We start from the raw sequence: 14,557 nt of genomic DNA, 5'->3' as shown, positions 1-14,557 counted from the left end.
GGCGGGAGGGTATTGGGCGCGGAGGCCTCGCAGGTGAACGCCCAAGTGAGAAAGCACACACTTACGCGATTTGGCAGGTCACCTATGCTCACGAGTGCAAGCGCCGAACATCTGGCGTATATCGGTATGGACGCGTGACGTCTCTCACGCAGAATGAAAGACGTGCCACCCCCACACGGACGCGCGAACAAGCAGGTAGGCGAATGAGCGATCTTCCCCGTCGCGCCGTGACGCGGACCGCCAAACTGGCGTCTCTTCCGATCGGCTTCGCTGGGCGTACGGCCCTCGGCGTTGGCAAGCGCACCTTCGGCAAGTCCGCCGAACTGGTCGCACTGGAGATCCAGCAGCGTACGGCCGATCAGCTGTTCAAGGTGCTCGGCGAGCTCAAGGGCGGAGCGATGAAGCTCGGCCAGATGCTGTCGATCTTCGAGGCGGCCCTGCCACCGGAGCTCGCGGGTCCGTACCGCGCGACACTCACCCGGCTGCAGGAGGCGGCTCCCCCGCTGCCCGCCCGTACGGTGCACCGGGTCCTGTCCGAGGGGCTCGGCGAGGACTGGCAGTCGCTGTTCGCCGAGTTCGACGACCGGCCGGCCGCGGCGGCCTCGATCGGCCAGGTCCACAAGGCGGTGTGGCACGACGGCCGTACGGTCGCGGTCAAGGTGCAGTACCCCGGAGCGGGCAAGGCGCTGCTGAGCGACTTCAACCAGCTCGCCCGGCTGGGCCGGCTGTTCGCGGTGCTGATGCCGGGGCTGGACATGAAGGCGATGCTCGCCGAGGTCAAGGAGCGCGTCAGCGAAGAGCTCGACTACACGATCGAGGCCGAGTCCCAGCGGATCTTCGCCGAGGCGTACGCGGACGACCCCGACATCCACGTCCCCGACGTCGTCGCGCAGTCGGGCCACGTGCTCGTCACCGAGTGGATGGACGGCACGCCGCTGTCGGCGATCATCGCGGACGGCACCCAGGAGCAGCGCGACCACGCCGGCCTGCTGTACTGCCGCTTCCTGTTCTCCGGCCCGGCGCGCTGCGGTCTGCTGCACGCCGACCCGCACCCGGGGAACTACCGGCTGCTCGACGACGGGCGCCTGGGGGTGTTCGACTTCGGTGCCGTCGACCGGCTGCCGGGCGGGTTCCACCGGCGTATCGGCGTGCTCATGAGGATCGGCACGCTCCTCGACATCGACCAGATCATGAAGGCGCTGCGCGAAGAGGACTTCATCCGCGAGGGCGTCGAGGTCGACCCGGAGTCGCTGCGGTCGTTCATCGTGCCGATCGCCGAGCCGCTGATCGAGGACACGTTCAAGTTCAGCCGTGAGTGGCTGCGGCAGGAGTTCGCGCGGGTGACGGACCTGCGGCCGACCAACGTCGTGCGCCAGCTCAACCTGCCGCCCTCGTACGTGCTGATCCACCGCGTGGTCGCGGCCGGTACGGGCGTGTTGTGCCAGCTCGAGGCGGAGGGCCCGTTCCGCGGCGAGGCCCTGCGCTGGGTGCCGGGCTTCGCCGACGACGACGTCGAGGACCACGACGACGTCGACGACTACGAGGTCGAGGACTACGACGGAGAGGGCGACGTCGAGGACGTCGACGAGGAACAGGTCGCCGGCTGACCTGCCCAGGGCCGCCTCAGGGCACGTCCTCCGGCCGGAAGCACCCGGAGGTCATCGTGCGTCGGCGAGCCGCCGTCGCCTTCGAGCCGGCGCGCGTGCGCGGTCCTTGGCGTCCAGGAGCCTGCGCACCTCCCGCCCGTTGCCCGGGACGAACGTCTCCGGCGCGCCGGCCGCTACCAGTGGACCGGGTCGAGCCGGCCCTCGATCGAACGGATGTTGTCGCGGCTGCACCGGTCGCACAGGTGCTGCAGGCCCCGCTCGGTGACGTCGGTGGTCCAGCCGAGCGGTGACTCGGCGGTGGTTCCGCAGGACGTGCAGCTGACCATGCCGGTCGCCCCCCTCTTCATCGGCCTTGTTCCAAGCATCACCGATCGGCCGCCCCGGCGGAAGCGGAACGCGGTGACGTTGGCCAATGTCTTGCCTCCACCAGGAGTTTCGGCCCTCGGGAGGCGGCGAGCGCACGATTTCGTCGTGGACGGCCACGTTCTCCTCGCCGAGACCGGCCCGCGGTGCGCCGTACTCGGCGAAGTCGCCGCCGACGACCGCCTCCTCGACCGGCGCCCCGGACCGTACGCCGGGCTGGGAAGGCCGGAGAGGCCACCTGGAACGCCGAGGGGCCCCGGCCGTGGTTGCCGGGGCCCCTTCTTCCTCTGGGACGCGCTGGTGGGCTCTCAAGGAGAGACCGTCAGCGCGCGGTCAGCAGACGCCGGACGCGGGCGGCGGTCAGCTCGGCGTCGCGGCGGGCCCGGCGTGCGGCCCGGGCCTGGGCGATGCCGCGCCGACGCGCCGCGTCGCGCTCGGCCTCGCGTATTCGTTCCTGGGACAGTTCAATGCTGAGCAAGCTCATCTTCTGCTCTTTCTCGGTACGTGCGGTCTCGGTCGGTCGGCGCGTCATGCCGCCACCTCGGCGTTCTTGCGCGGACGCCCACGCGGCCGCTTCCGGGGGACGACGACGCCACGGATGAACAGCTCTCCACCCCAGACACCCCAGGGCTCGCGGCGCTCGAGGGCGCCGGCGAGGCAGGCGCGCCGGATCGGGCACTCGGCGCACAGCGCCTTGGCCAGCTCGACGTCCTGGGGCGACTCGGCGAAGAAGAGCTCGGGCTCCTTCCGGCAGGGAAGATCGAGGTTCTCGCTGATCGCAGTGAGCGCGAGGCCCAAGGTCTCCACCCCTTTCTTGATCTGATCTCTCGTTGGTTCGGTGTGGCCGAAACAAAAAGGCCGCGGTTCCCGGGGTCGGGATCCGCGGCCTGGAGGCCTGCTCAGAGCTTTCACTCTGGTGGTCTCCAGGGTGGCGGACCCAGCGGCATACGGATGGCCGCATCCTTGGCCTGGGCGTTCAGCTGAACGGCGCCGAGCGTCGTGAAGACGTGCTTCTCCACTCGCTTCTCCACGCCGTCAGGCCGCACACGCCCGGCTTCGGGGCGCGCGTAGACGGCCGGAAGCGAGGCGGTGCCGCGCGAGGACAGCACGGACGGAGGCGGGCATGCGGCGGCCCAGGCTTGAGTGCCGAAGTGGTTACTCACGCGACTGCCACCGCCCTTCTACGTCCGCGGGCCCTCCGGTGGGAGGGAGCCCGTCATGTGCTCGCGAGAAGCGTACGATCGCCGCCCCGATGGGGGCAACGTATTTTTCACCTGCGATTTCTTATTTTTCTTTTCGTTGCCTCGCGGCCTCGTACAGGACCACCGTGGCGGCGGACGCGGCGTTCAGCGAGCTGGCCGCTCCGCTGATCGGGATCCGCACGACCTCGTCGCAGGCCGCGAGCCATGCGGCGCTCATCCCGCGGGTCTCGTTCCCGATCACGATGAGGACCGGCCCGCCGAGATCGTGGCGCGCGACGTCGTGGGTTCCGGTCTCATCGGTGCCGATGATGCGGACGTCCGCAGCGTGGGCCCAGTCGGCGACCGCGCCCGGCGAGGGCACGCGTACGACGGGCACGGCGAACAGCGACCCCGTGCTGGCGCGCACCGCCTTGGGGTCGTAGACGTCGGCGGCGTGTCCGGTCACGATCACCCCGGAGGCGCCGAAGGCGTCGGCGGAGCGTACGACCGTGCCGATGTTGCCCGGGTCGCTGGGCCGGTCGAAGACGACGACCGGGCCGCCGGGAGTGATCCGGCCCAGGTCGTCGGGGGGCAGAGCGGCGATCGCGACCAGCTCGGCGTCGTCCTTGCCGGCCAGCTCGGCCAGCAGGGCGGGCTCCATCTCGACGCGCTCGGCCCCGGTGTCGCGCAGCACGCCCTCGGCCCAGGAGGACAGCCGCCGCCCGCCGGCATAGAGGAGGCGGCGGATCGGCCAGCCGCGCTCGGCGGCGACGCTGATCGGCCGGACCCCCTGCACGAGGAACTCCCCCGACCGGTTGCGCTTGGTCCGGTTGGTGAGCAGCGCGTGCCACTGCTGGAACCGCGCGTTGCGCGTGCCGATCCGGGTGACGCTCATGAGCCCTCCTTCGCCGGAGGAGTGACCAGAGGCGCCGTGTTCGTCGATTCACTCACCGTTCGCTCATTCGGTGGACCTGACCAGGCCCTCCTGGACGACCGACACCACCAGCTCGCCCTCCTGGGTGAACACCTGGCCCCGGGCCAGGCCGCGGCCGCCGGCGGCGTTCGGAGTGTCCTGGGCGTACAGCAGCCACCGGTCGGCGCGGAACGGGCGGTGGAACCACATCGCGTGGTCCAGGCTCGCGCCCATGGTCTTCTTGTCGCCCCAGGCGCGCGCGTGGTTGAGCAGGACCGTGTCGAGCAGCGTCATGTCCGAGGCGTAGGTCATCAGGCACACGTGCAGGAGCGGGTCCTCGGGCAGCTCACCGTCGAAGCGCAGCCAGACCTTCGACTCCGGGCCGCTCAGCGAGGGGTCGCGGGCGGCCTCCCAGGTGAGCGGCGTGATGTGCCGCAGGTCGACGGGGCGGCGGCGGAAGAAGTCGTTCTCCTGCGGGCCGAAGATGGCCTCCATCCGCTCGCGGAACGTCGGCAGCGTCTCCGGGGCGGGCGCCTCGGGCATCGGCGCCTGGTGGGACAGGCCCTCCTCGATCACCTGGAACGACGCCGACAGGGTGAAGATCACTTTGCCGTGCTGGACGGCGGAGACCCGGCGGGTGGTGAACGATCGGCCGTCGCGGACGCGGTCGACCGTGTAGACGAGCGGCACGCTCGGGTCGCCGGGCCGGATGAAGTAGGCGTGCAGCGAGTGGACATGCCGGTCGGAGGGCACCGTACGGCCGGCGGCGACCAGCGCCTGACCGGCCACCTGGCCGCCGAAGACCCGCTGCTGGCGTTCTTCGGGGCTGCGGCCACGGAAGATGTTCATCTCGATCTGCTCCAGGTCGAGCAGATCGAGCAGCTCCTTCAGTGCGGCGTTCATGGCGATCCCTACTCGTTCGACCGGGTCATCAGTCAACCAGGTCCGCGGCGGGCTCCTCACCCCGGCACAGCGCCAGCACGTCGGCGCCGTAGCGTCCGAGCTTGACCGCGCCGACACCGGGGATGGCGGCCAGGTCCGCCTCCGAGAGCGGGGCGCGCTCGGCGATCGCCTGCAGCGTGGCGTCGGTGAACACGACGTACGCGGGGACCTTCTGGCGTTTGGACACCAGGACGCGCCAGTGCTTCATGCGTTCGAGGAGATCTTCGTCATAGTCGGTGGGGCAGCTCTCGCAGCGGCCGAGCTTGCGCTCGATCGCGGCGGTCAGCGGGCGTCCGCAGACCCGGCACGGCTGGGGGCCGGAGGACACCGGGCGCCGCGCCGAACGGTCGACCCGCGGCGGCCCGGCGCTCTGCGGCGCCAGGCCGTCGAGGAAGCGGGAGCGGCGCCGTCCCTTGCGCCCGCCCGGCGACCGCGCCAGCGCCCACGACAGCGTGAGGAACTCGCGCGCCCGCGTCACCCCGACGTAGAGCAGCCTGCGCTCCTCCTCGATCTGGTCGGGGCTCTTCTCCGCGTAGATGATCGGCAGCGTCCCCTCGACCAGGCCGGTGAGGAAGACCGCGTCCCACTCGAGGCCCTTGGCGGTGTGGAGCGTGGCGAGCGTCACACCTTCGAGCGTGGGCGCGTGCTGGGAGCCGGCCCGCTCCTCCAGCTCCGCCACGAACTCCCGCAGGCCCGCTGACGGACGGTCGATGGCGACGTCCTCGGCGAGCTGGGCCAGCGCTGCCAGCGACTCCCAGCGCTCGCGGGCCGCGCCCCGGCCCTCGGGCGGCTGGTCGGTCAGGCCGGCGGCGGCCAGGACGTCGCGGACCGCTCGGACGAGGGGCTCGCCGGTGTCCGACCGCGCCGCGCCCCGCAGCAGGACCACGGCCTGGCGGACCTCGGCACGCTCGAAGAACCGCTCGGCGCCCTTGACGACGTACGGCACGCCGCAGTCGGCGAAGGCCTGTTCGTACGGCTCGGACTGGGCGTTGATGCGGAACAGGACCGCGATCTCGCGGGCCGGCACACCCTCGTCGAGCAGCTCGCGGATGCGCTTGGCCACGGCCTCGGCCTCGGCCACCTCGTCGTCGTGTTCGGAGAAGACCGGCGTGGGGCCGTCGGAGCGCTGCGCGACGAGTTCGAGGCGGTGCGCGCGGGCGTCTCCCCGCGCCTGCGCCAGCACACCGTTGGCGAGGCGCACGACCTGTGGCGTCGAGCGGTAGTCGCGGACGAGCTTGATGACCTTGGCGCCGGGGTGCTCGACCGTGAAGCCCAGGAGGTAGGAGGGGCTGGCGCCGGTGAAGGAGTAGATGGTCTGGTTCGGGTCGCCGACCACGCACAGGTCCTCGCGCTCGCCGAGCCACGTGTCGAGCAGGAGCTTCTGCAGCGGGTTGACGTCCTGGTACTCGTCGACCACGAAGTGGCGGTACTGGTCGCGGAACTGGTGCGCGACCTCCTGGTGCTCGGTGAGGATCGCGGCGGTGAGCTCCAGCATGCCTTCGAAGTCGATCAGGTTGCGGTCGCGGCGGAGCCGTTCGTACGCCTCGTAGACGCGCGCCATGTCGGCGGCCTCGGCGGGCGGGGTGCGCCCGGCCTTGGCCGCCGCGGCGGCGTAGTCATCGGGGCGGGTCTGGGTGACTTTGGCCCACTCGACCTCGGTGGCCGCGTCGCGCAGCTCGGTGCGGCCGAACGACAGGCGGCACAGGCGCGCCGCCTCCGCCACCAGCCCGAGCTTGGACTCGACCAGCCGGGGCGGCTCTCCTCCGACGACCTTGGGCCAGAAGTAGTGCAGCTGCTTGTAGGCGGCGGCGTGGAAGGTGCGCGCCTGCACGCCCGGGGCGCCGAGCTGCCGTAGCCGCCCGCGCAGCTCGCCGGCCGCCCGGGTGGTGAACGTCACGGCGAGCACCCGCTGCGGGGAGACGACGCCGGTGTGCACCGCGTACGCGATGCGGTGGGTGATGGCGCGGGTCTTGCCCGTGCCGGCGCCGGCCAGCACGCACACCGGGCCTCGGGTGGCCTCGGCCACCGCGCGCTGTTCCGGGTCGAGCCCGGCGAGCACCTCATCCGCCTCCATCGCCCCTCCTTTCACCGGGCGTTCATCCTCTCAGGCGCATCCGACGCTCGCGTCCCGTCCCTCATCTCCGCTCGCGTTCCGCCCCTCGTCTCGTCTCCGGGCTCTCGCGGCGGGAATGCGGCGGCCTGACCCGGTGTTGGACAGGTGTTCGCAACCAACGGACCGCGGGGAGAGTCATGACCACGCCCACAACGGGTGAGCTCACGATGTACACCACTTCGTGGTGTGGCTTCTGCAAACGGCTGAAGGCGCAGCTGGCCCGCGACGGGATCGCCATGGTCGAGATCGACATCGAGCGTGACCCGAAGGCCGCCGCGTTCGTGGAGAACGTCAACGGCGGCAACCAGACGGTACCCGTCGTGGTGTTCCCCGACGGCACCGCGGTGACCAACCCGACCGCGAAGGCCGTGAAGGCCCGTCTGGCCGCCCTCCCCGGCTGAGAGACCGCTCATCACGCGCGGCACTGCCCGCCGGGGTCCCGGCGGGGCCCGCACGGCTTGCCGGTGGTCAGGAGTCGATCAGTCGCCGGTAAAGGGCATCTGACCAGCACGAACGCGATCCGTCGGTTTTTCCGGTTCGGCGTTAATGTTGGTTATGCGTCCCTCCCTGCTGGCGACGCTGGAGCGTCGGCCCCGGCCGCGACTGTGGCTGGGGTTCCTGGTGATGGCCCTGTGCCTCGCCGTGGAGACCCTCGTCGGCGTCGCGCTGGCGAAGGTCGTGCCCGTCGAGTCCCTCGGCGTGCTCTACCTCGTCGGCCTGCTGGTGGTCACATCCCTCTGGGGCCTCGCCATGGGTCTCGTGATGGCCGTGGCCAGCACCGTCGTCTTCGACTACTTCCTCATACCGCCCGCGTGGACACTGTGGCTCACCAAGGGTCAGGACCTGGCGATCCTCGGGATCTTCATGGCCCTGGCGCTGCTGGCGTGCGCGCTCGCGCGGGCGGCACGGCTGCTGTCGGGCGAGGTGGAGGCCCGCCAGGAGGCCGACCTGTCGGCCGAGCTGGCCCGGCTGCTGTTGCGAGCGCCCGACCTGAGCGCCGCGCTTCCGGTCACGGCGCGGCGCCTGGCGAGCGATCTGAACCTGCCGTCGGCCTCGATCGAACCCGGTGACGTCCCCGCCGAGCACGGGGAACTCGCCCTCCCGCTGCGCGGTGACAGCGTCCACGCCACGCTCCTCGTACCGGGCGGCCTGAGACGCCCGGTCGTCCGGCGGCTGCGCGAGAGGGTCGTCCCCTCTCTGGAGATCCTGCTCGATGCGGCGTGCGAACGCGAACAGGTGGCCGGCGCACTGCGGCACAGCCGCGACGAGCTCGCCCGCGTCGCCGAGGAGCAGGCCGCGCTGCGGCGCCTGGCCACGCTGGTCGCCCACGCCGCTCCGGAGCAGGAGGTCTTCGACGCCGTCGCCCGTGAGATGGGGCAGATCCTCGGCGCGCGCCACACACTGGTCGTCCGCTACGAGCCCGCCCACGCCGCGGTCACCGTCGGAGCCTGGACCCCGGTCGAGGGCGACGAGGTCAACCCGCCGCTGGGCACGCGGTGGACGCTGGAGCCGGGAACCGTCACCGAGCTGGTGGCGCGTACGGGCGCGCCGGGCCGGATCAACGAGTACATCGGCCAAGGACCGCTCTCCACCCAGCTGCGCGCACGGGGCGTCGTCTCCTCCGTCGGCTGCCCGATCATCGTCGGCCGGTCCCTGTGGGGCGTGGTCGTCGTCGCCACCAGTTCCCCCGAGCCGCTGCCGGAGGACACCGAGGTGCGCATGACGGAGTTCACCGAACTCGCCGCGGCCGCGATCGCCAACGCCCAGAGCAACGCCGACCTCAAGGCCTCCCGCGCCCGCGTCGTCGCCGCCGCCGACGAGGCACGCCGCCGCATCGAACGCGACCTGCACGACGGCACCCAGCAGCGCCTCGTCTCGCTGGGGCTCGAGATGCGCGGGATCGAGGCCGCGATCCCGCAGGAGTTCAACGACGCCAGGCTCCAGGTCGCCCACACCGCCAAGGCCCTGGAGGAGGCCATCGCCGAGTTGCAGGAGCTCTCCCGCGGCCTCCACCCCGCCATCCTCGCCAAGGGCGGCCTCGAACCCGCGCTCAGGGTCCTCGCCCGCCGCTCGTCCGTGCCGGTGGAACTGGACGTGTCCTTCGACGAACGGCTCCCGGAACAGTGTGAGATCACCGTGTACTACGTGGTCTCCGAAGCGCTGACCAACGCGGCCAAACACGCGTTCGCCTCGGTGGTCCGCGTCGCCGTCGGCGTCAGGGACGGGACGGTCCGGCTGTCGATCCGTGACGACGGCGTCGGCGGAGCCGACCCCGCACGCGGCTCGGGGTTGATCGGCCTCACCGACCGCGTCGAGGCCATCGGCGGCACCATCTCCGTCGTGAGTCCTCAGGGCGGCGGCACGACTCTGCTGGTCGAGATCCCCCTCGAATGACTCGTGGGCACGGGCGGCCTCGGTACCGGACACTCCGCGATCAACGCGGCTTCACCAGCACTAACACACATCAGGGAGCGCTTCCGGAGCGGCGTTAAATGGTCTTATGCGCGCCTTCTTGCTGGAGCGCCGACCGCGGCCGCGGCTGTGGCTGGGGTTCCTGGTGATGGCGCTGTGTCTCGCCGTGGAGACCCTCGTCGGCATCGGGCTGGCGAAGGTCGTGCCCGTCGAGTCCCTCGGCGTGCTCTACCTCGTCGGCCTGCTGGTGGTCGCGTCCCTGTGGGGCCTGGCCGTAGGTCTCGTGATGGCCGTGGGCAGCGCGCTCATCCTCGACTTCGTCTTCCTCCCGCCGGAGTGGGGGCCCGACCTCGCCAAGGCGCAGGATCTGGCGGTTCTCGCGATCTTCATGGCCCTCGCCCTGCTCGCGTGCGCGCTCGCCCGGGCGGTTCGGCTGCTGTCCGGCGAGATGGAGGCCCGCCAGGAGGCCGACCTGTCGGCAGAGCTGGCCCGGCTGCTGTTGAGAGCGCCCGACCTGAGCGCCGCGCTCCCGGCCACGGCGCAGCGCCTGGCCGTCGCCTTGCGCCTGCCGTCGGCCTCGATCGAGCCCGGCGACGTCCCCGCCGAGCACGGGGAACTCGCCCTCCCGCTGCGCGGCGACGACATTCACGCCACGCTCCTCGTGCCGCGCGGCCTGCCGCACCCGGTCGTCCGGCGGCTGCGCGAGAGGATCGTCCCCTCCCTGGAGATCCTGCTCGAAGCGGCGTGCGAACGCCAGCAGGTGGCCGACGCCCTGCGGCACAGCCGCGACGAGCTCGCCCGCATCGCCGAGGAGCAGGCCGCGCTGCGGCGCCTGGCCACGCTGGTCGCCCACGGCGCTCGGGAGGAGGAGGTCTTCCACGCCGTCCCCCGCGAGATGGGGCGGATCCTCGGCGCGCCGCACACGCTGATCGCCCGCTACGAGCCCGGCCACGCCGCGACCAGCGTCGGCGTGTGGCACGCCGCCAGCGGCCCTCGGGCCACCATGCCGGTGGGATCGCGATGGGCGCTGGAGGAGGGGACCGTGTCCGATCTCGTAGCGCGTACGGGTGCGCCGGGCCGCATCGACGAGTACACGGGCGGAGGACCGCTCTCCATCCAGCTGCGCGCGCGGGGCGTCGTCTCCTCCGTCGGCTGCCCGATCGTCGTGGGCCGGTCGCTGTGGGGTGTGCTGATCGCCTCCTCCAGCACGGAGGAACGGCTGCCGCCGGACACCGAGGTGCGCATGATGGAGTTCACCGAACTCGCCGCGGCCGCCATCGCCAACACCCAGAGCAACGCCGACCTCAAGGCCTCCCGCGCCCGCGTCGTCGCCGCCGCCGACGAGGCACGCCGCCGCATCGAACGCGACCTGCACGACAGCACCCAACAGCGCCTCGTGGCCCTCGGACTCCAGATGCGCGGGATCGAGGCCGCGATCCCACAGGAACTGCACGACCTCAGGCTCCAGGTCGCCCACACCGCCAAGGCCCTGGAGGAGGCCATCGCCGAACTGCAGGAGCTCTCCCGCGGCCTCCACCCCGCCATCCTCGCCAAGGGCGGCCTCGAACCCGCGCTCAAGGTCCTCGCCCGCCGCTCGTCCGTGCCGGTCGAGCTGAACGTGTCCATCGACGAACGGCTCCCGCAACAGTGCGAGATCACCGTGTACTACGTGGTCTCCGAAGCGCTGACCAACGCCGCCAAACACGCGTTCGCCTCGGTCGTCCACATCACCGTCACCGCCGACGACAAGGCGATCGACCTGTCGGTCCGCGACGACGGCGTCGGCGGAGCCGACCCCGCACACGGTTCCGGACTGATCGGCCTCACCGACCGCGTCGAGGCCATCGGCGGCACCATCACCATCACCAGCCCCAAAGGCGCGGGCACCACCCTGCACGTCGAGATCCCGTTGGGGTGATATCGGAGTTCACCACCTCCGACCAGGGCGAACACGCTCGGACGTCTCTTCGGATCGGCGTTACCGTGAGTTATGCGCCCATCTCCGCCGGCGACACCGGAGCGGCGGTCACGGCCGCCGCTGCTGCTGGGCATCCTGGTGGCGGCCGTCTGCCTCACGGTGGAGACCCTGCTCGGCATCGGGCTGTCGCGGTTCGTGCCCGTGGAGGCCTTCGGCGTGCTCTACCTCGTCGGGCTCCTGCTCGTCGCGTCGCTGTGGGGCCCCGGACTGGGGCTGGTGATGGCCGTTGCCGGCACGCTGGCCTTCGACTACTTCCTCATCCCGCCGGCGTGGACGCTGTGGCCCGACGGGCGCCGGGACGTGGTGGTCCTCGGCGTCTTCATGGCCCTCGCCCTGCTGGTGTGCGCACTCGCCCGCACCGCCCGGCTGCTCTGGAGCCAGATGGAGTCACGCCGGGAAGCCGACCTGTCCGCCGCGCTGGCCCGGCTGCTCCTGCGAGCCTCCGACCTGTCAACGGCCCTCCCGGCCACGGCGCGGCGCCTGGCGAGCGATCTGAACCTGCCGTCGGCCTCCATCGAGACCGAAGGCGCCCCCTCCGGCGGCACCGGGCTCACCCTCCCGATCCGCGGTGAAGGCGTCAACGCCGCGCTCCGCGTCCCGGCCGGTCTGCCGAGCCCGGTCGTCCGGCGGCTGCGCGAGCGGGTCGTACCCTGCCTCCAGGTGCTGCTCGAGGTGGCGTGCGAGCGCGAGAAGGTCGCCGACGCCCTGCGGCACAGCCGCGACGAGCTCGCCCGCATCGCCGAGGAGCAGGCCGCCCTGCGGCGCCTGGCCACGCTGGTCGCCCACGCCGCTCCGGAGAGCGAGGTCTTCCACGCCGTCGCCTGCGAGATGGGCCGGCTCCTTCCCGCGCGCCACGTTCTGATCATCCGCTACGAGACGGCCGCCACGGCGATCACCGTCGGGAACTGGGGAGTCAGCCGCAGGGAGATCGACGCCACCATGCCGCTGGGCTACCGCTGGCCCGTGGAGAGGGGAACCGTCACCGAGGCCGTCGCGCGTACGGGCGCGCCGGCCAGGATCGACGACTACGGAGGCGAAGGCGAGGTCGTCACCCGGCTGCGCTCCTTCGGCGTCAGGTCCGCCGTCGGCTGTCCCATCATCGTGGGCCGGTCGCTGTGGGGTGTGCTGATCGCCTCCTCCAGCACGGAGGAACGGCTGCCGCCGGACACCGAGGTGCGCATGATGGAGTTCACCGAACTCGCCGCGGCCGCCATCGCCAACGCCCAGAGCAACGCCGACCTCAAGGCCTCCCGCGCCCGCGTCGCCGCCGCCGCCGACGAGGCACGCCGCCGCATCGAACGCGACCTGCACGACAGCACCCAGCAGCGCCTCGTCTCGCTGGGGCTCGAGATGCGCTGCACCCAGGCCGCCGTCCCTCCGGCGCTCGGCGACCTCAGGCTCCGGATCGCCCACGCCGTCGCGGGCCTCGAAGAAACCGTCGCCGAACTGCAGGAGCTCTCCCGCGGCCTCCACCCCGCCATCCTCGCCAAGGGCGGCCTCGAACCCGCGCTCAGGGTCCTCGCGCGCCGCTCCTCCCTCCCGGTCGAGCTCGACCTCCATCTGGACGAACGGCTCCCGCAGCGCTACGAAGTGACCGTCTACCACGTGGTCTCCGAGGCCTTGACCAACGCGGCCAAACACGCGTTCGCCTCGGTCGTCCGCGTCGCCCTCACCACCGACGACAAGGTGATCGACCTGTCGATCCGCGACGACGGCGTCGGCGGAGCCGACCCCGCACGCGGTTCCGGGCTGATCGGCCTCACCGACCGCGTCGAGGCCATCGGCGGCACCATCACCGTCACCAGCCGCAAAGGCGCGGGCACCACACTGCACGCCGAGATCCCCGTGGAGTGACTACCAGGCGTGGGACATACCGATGATCACGACCTTGCCGATCGGGCGGTCCTCGATCAGGTGCCGCAGGGCCTCGGCCGCCGCCTCGACCGGGTAGATCGAGTCGATGACGGGGTGGATCCGGCCGGCGGCCAGCAGGCCGGTGATGGTCTCCCAGGCGCGGCGCGACTGTGCCACGGTGGCGTCGGGCAGTGAGAACCCGTGCAGGCTCGCGTGGCGCCGTACGACGTCGCCGACGGGCACCTGCGCGGCCGCGCCGCCCGTCTCACCGACCAGGACGATCCGCCCGCCGGTCGCCAGCGCCGCCGCGATCTGGCCGGTCACGCCACCGCCGACGCCGTCGACCGCCACGTCGATCCCGGCGGCGAACCCGTCTCCCAGCCCCTCCGGAAGCCGGTCGCGTTCGAGGTCGACCACCTCGATCCCGTACGCCCACGGCGCCGCGCGCACGGCCTCGGCCTTCGCCGTGCTGCCGGTGCCACCGGCCACGGCCGACGCGCCGAGCGCCCGCGCGAGCTGCACGGTCGCGTTGCCCACCCCGCCCCCGACCGCGGGGGCGAAGACGCGCTTGCCCGGGCAGAACCGGCCCAGCCGCAGCGCGAGCACCGCCGTGAGGTACGCGACGGGCACCGTGGCCGCGACCTCGTCGGCGACGTTGACCGGGACCTCGGCGAGGTTCTGTTCGGGGACCACGGCGAATTCGGCCATCGTGCCGGCCGATCCGGCGAAGAACATCACACGGGTGCCGGGTGCCCAGTGGCCGGCGGGGTCGGCGACGACGATGCCGGAGCCTTCCGCACCGAGGGTGAGCGGCGCCGGACCCGCGCCGGTCGCGGCGTGGTGGTCCCACCGCGTGACGCCGGCGGCGGTGACCTGGACGAGCACCTCACCGGCGCCGGGTGTCGGATCCTCGATCCACTCCACCCGCAGGTCCGTCGTGTGCTCGGTGATCGGATACGCCCGCGCCGCCTTCACTGCCGCCCCCGCCCGGTCGGTGTCGCCCCCTTGCCGCTTTCGTCCCTATCCGTCACTCGACATACCCCTCGTACGGATATCGCACGCCTGGTCAGGGCCGGTACCCATCGGGATGACGGGTACCGGCCCGGGATCGGTGCGAGCCCGTCAGGAAGGGAGCGTCCACTGCTGGTTGGCGGCGCCGGTGCAGGTCCAGATCTGCAGGCGCGTGCCGTTGGC

General features: G+C 71.9%; 12 protein-coding genes. 5 read left to right on the top strand and 7 right to left on the bottom strand.

Annotation, left to right across the window (positions count from 1 at the left end):
- The first annotated feature begins 203 nt into the window (after window positions 1-203).
- A complete protein-coding gene (locus ABEA10_RS00400) occupies window positions 204-1,607 on the top strand; it encodes an ABC1 kinase family protein (protein WP_345455688.1) in 1,404 nt (467 codons plus the stop codon).
- 173 nt (window positions 1,608-1,780) lie between these two features.
- Here ABEA10_RS00400 and ABEA10_RS00395 read toward each other — a convergent pair whose 3' ends face one another.
- From ABEA10_RS00395 to ABEA10_RS00370, 6 genes are all read right to left on the bottom strand, one after another.
- Window positions 1,781-1,954 (bottom strand): hypothetical protein, encoded by a 174-nt coding sequence (locus ABEA10_RS00395; RefSeq protein ID WP_345455685.1) that lies wholly within the window; start codon window positions 1,952-1,954, stop codon window positions 1,781-1,783.
- Window positions 1,955-2,292: 338 nt separating this feature from the next.
- Window positions 2,293-2,502, bottom strand: a complete 210-nt coding sequence (locus ABEA10_RS00390) for a hypothetical protein (RefSeq protein WP_329241383.1) — start codon at window positions 2,500-2,502, stop codon at window positions 2,293-2,295.
- Entirely contained in the window at window positions 2,499-2,768 is a 270-nt protein-coding gene (locus tag ABEA10_RS00385) for a WhiB family transcriptional regulator (protein WP_329262989.1), read from the bottom strand. The genes ABEA10_RS00390 and ABEA10_RS00385 overlap by 4 nt, the downstream gene beginning before the upstream one ends.
- A 486-nt stretch (window positions 2,769-3,254) precedes the next feature.
- Window positions 3,255-4,046 (bottom strand): TrmH family RNA methyltransferase, encoded by a 792-nt coding sequence (locus tag ABEA10_RS00380; protein WP_345455681.1) that lies wholly within the window; start codon window positions 4,044-4,046, stop codon window positions 3,255-3,257.
- Between the two features lie 63 nt (window positions 4,047-4,109).
- Window positions 4,110-4,967, bottom strand: coding sequence for an acyl-CoA thioesterase II (tesB, locus tag ABEA10_RS00375; protein ID WP_329241391.1), 858 nt, complete (start codon window positions 4,965-4,967; stop codon window positions 4,110-4,112).
- A 28-nt stretch (window positions 4,968-4,995) separates the two neighbouring features.
- Window positions 4,996-7,080, bottom strand: a complete 2,085-nt coding sequence (locus tag ABEA10_RS00370) for an ATP-dependent DNA helicase UvrD2 (protein WP_345455676.1) — start codon at window positions 7,078-7,080, stop codon at window positions 4,996-4,998.
- 176 nt (window positions 7,081-7,256) lie between these two features.
- On the opposite strand from ABEA10_RS00370, the gene ABEA10_RS00365 reads away from it, so the two are divergent.
- The 4 genes from ABEA10_RS00365 (at window position 7,257) to ABEA10_RS00350 (ending at window position 13,363) form a co-directional block, all read left to right on the top strand.
- Window positions 7,257-7,520 carry a mycoredoxin gene (locus ABEA10_RS00365; protein WP_345455673.1) on the top strand — a complete coding sequence of 88 codons (264 nt, stop codon included), beginning with the start codon at window positions 7,257-7,259 and terminating at the stop codon, window positions 7,518-7,520.
- A 154-nt stretch (window positions 7,521-7,674) separates the two neighbouring features.
- On the top strand, window positions 7,675-9,513 hold the full coding sequence (locus ABEA10_RS00360; protein WP_345455671.1) for a sensor histidine kinase: 1,839 nt from the start codon (window positions 7,675-7,677) through the stop codon (window positions 9,511-9,513).
- Between the two features lie 106 nt (window positions 9,514-9,619).
- Complete coding sequence (locus ABEA10_RS00355; protein ID WP_345455669.1) at window positions 9,620-11,449, top strand: sensor histidine kinase; 1,830 nt, start codon at window positions 9,620-9,622, stop codon at window positions 11,447-11,449.
- 72 nt (window positions 11,450-11,521) lie between these two features.
- Window positions 11,522-13,363 carry a sensor histidine kinase gene (locus ABEA10_RS00350; RefSeq protein ID WP_345455667.1) on the top strand — a complete coding sequence of 614 codons (1,842 nt, stop codon included), beginning with the start codon at window positions 11,522-11,524 and terminating at the stop codon, window positions 13,361-13,363.
- On the opposite strand, the gene ABEA10_RS00345 is transcribed toward ABEA10_RS00350, so the two are convergent.
- Window positions 13,364-14,338, bottom strand: coding sequence for a quinone oxidoreductase family protein (locus ABEA10_RS00345; RefSeq protein WP_345455665.1), 975 nt, complete (start codon window positions 14,336-14,338; stop codon window positions 13,364-13,366).
- Window positions 14,339-14,557: the final 219 nt, after the last annotated feature.

This window comes from Actinoallomurus oryzae, assembly GCF_039541955.1.
GTDB lineage: Bacteria > Actinomycetota > Actinomycetes > Streptosporangiales > Streptosporangiaceae > Actinoallomurus > Actinoallomurus oryzae.
Note: the sequence above shows the minus strand (reverse complement) of the source record. Positions and strands in the feature narration are given on the sequence as shown.